At 59.7% G+C, this 1,479-nt stretch carries 2 protein-coding genes; both read left to right on the plus strand.

From position 1 onward, the window contains the following. The first annotated feature begins 58 nt into the window (after window positions 1-58). Entirely contained in the window at window positions 59-1,141 is a 1,083-nt protein-coding gene (locus NCT05_RS36610) for an IS630 family transposase (RefSeq protein ID WP_250504793.1), read from the plus strand. 13 nt (window positions 1,142-1,154) lie between these two features. Next, window positions 1,155-1,454 carry a hypothetical protein gene (locus NCT05_RS36615; RefSeq protein WP_250504794.1) on the plus strand — a complete coding sequence of 100 codons (300 nt, stop codon included), beginning with the start codon at window positions 1,155-1,157 and terminating at the stop codon, window positions 1,452-1,454. The last annotated feature ends 25 nt before the right edge of the window (window positions 1,455-1,479 follow it).

A 1,479-nucleotide genomic window follows, 5' to 3' on the forward strand; every position in this document is an offset into this window, starting at 1 on the left:
CTAGTACGACATCCCCTAAATAGCTTGATTAAATAATTGTCTTGGCTATCATTTCGAAATGAGCCAAGGTCGTCATGCAACGCCAGTGAAGTTGGCGAAGAAAGAACGAGAAGAACTGCTGTCGCTGATCGAGCGGAAGACCGCGACTCAGCGAGATGTGATGCGGGCACGCATCGCGCTGTGGGCGCACGAAGGACATCCGAATACGGTGATTGCTCGAGAACTGCGCGTATCTGTGCAGACGGTCTGCGCGTGGCGCAAGCGCATCGCACAGCACGGTGCGCAGGGCCTGCGCGAGGGTGAGCGTAGCGGTCGTCCGCCACGCATCACGCAAGAAACGCGACTGCAGTTGATTGCGTTGGCATGTGAAGCACACGAACCCGAGGGACGGGTGACGCCGACACTGGACGAGATAGTGGCGCGCGCGATCGAGCGTGGCATTGTCGAACAGATCAGCCGCAGCCATGTGCAGCGCATTCTGCAGGCTGGCGACGTTCGACCGCACCGGGTCCAGCAATGGCTACACAGTCCCGACCCGGCCTTTCGCGAGAAGGTCAATGTGATTTGCAAGCTGTACCGCAAGGCGCCCAAAAATGCGGTGGTGCTCAGCATCGACGAGAAGACGGGCATTCAAGCCATCGAGCGCAAGCACCCGGGGCGCGCGCCGGCACCGGGACGGCTGCGTCGTCGGGAGTTTGAATATATCCGGCACGGCACTCAGGCGCTGATTGCCGCGCTTGATGTGCATACCGGTCAAGTGCTGGCAGACTGCCGCGAGCGGCGCACCCAGGACGACCTGGTCGCCTTCATGGAGCGCGTGGCGGCCGCGCACCCGGGCAAACAGGTGCACGTGATTTGGGACAACCTCAATACGCATCGCGCTCAGGCGGTCTGGCAGGCGTTCAACGAGCGGCATGACCAGCGGTTTCACTTCCACTTCACCCCGCTGCACGCGAGCTGGGTCAATCAGATCGAACTGTGGTTTGCCCGCTATACGCGTCGGGTGCTACGCCATGCCAGCCATACCAGCACGGCGCACCTGCGCGAGCGCACCCAGCAGTTTATGCACGAGCACAATCAGGCAGCACGCCCCTTCAAATGGACTTTCCGGGGCTATCCGTTGCAAACGGGCACATCGTAATCGAGAGACAGACATGCCAGCAATACCCACCAAACATTACGCGGCCGAACTTCAGCGTAAACTGCGCAGCTTGCTCGGCCATGAGCAGATCGTCACACAAGCATACGGGCGGAACCTGTTGATCAAACGTCTCGATGACGAGGAACCGACTGTTGTGGCGCGCCTTACCGAACTCCCCCGCAATCGTTATAGTGCCGCCTTTCGCAGCCACACCGGACGATGGGAACCGTTGCCGGGCACAGGTTCGCTCGACGAGATGGCCGAGGTCGTCGTCACGCTCCTACAGCCTTATCTGCAGCCCGATAATTATTAAAGGTAATTACGGGATGTTGTACTAG

Source organism: Caballeronia sp. AZ7_KS35 (genome assembly GCF_023631045.1).
Lineage (GTDB): Bacteria > Pseudomonadota > Gammaproteobacteria > Burkholderiales > Burkholderiaceae > Caballeronia > Caballeronia zhejiangensis.